General features: G+C 42.9%; 1 protein-coding gene. It reads left to right on the top strand.

Annotation, left to right across the window (positions count from 1 at the left end; genetic code table 11):
- Window positions 1-238: class I SAM-dependent methyltransferase (locus NE637_RS15550; protein WP_503467156.1), on the top strand; the 238-nt coding region annotated here is incomplete at both ends.

Raw genomic sequence — 238 nt, 5'->3', positions numbered from 1 at the left:
ATTTTTCCGACCCATGGCCAAAATCACGTCATGCAAAACGCCGTCTTACATCAACAGAGTTTTTATCCCGTTATGAAAAAGTCCTCCCACCGCAAGGACTTGTGGAGTTCAAAACGGACAACACCCCTCTTTTTGACTTTTCTCTGGAACAGGTAAAGGAAGCCGGATGGACGCTTCAGGCTTTTACATACGATCTGCATCACAACAAAGAGCTAAACAAAGAAAATATTATGACAGA

The organism is Desulfovibrio desulfuricans (assembly GCF_024460775.1).
GTDB lineage: Bacteria > Desulfobacterota > Desulfovibrionia > Desulfovibrionales > Desulfovibrionaceae > Desulfovibrio > Desulfovibrio desulfuricans_E.
This window is presented reverse-complemented; position numbering and strand designations above follow the sequence as displayed.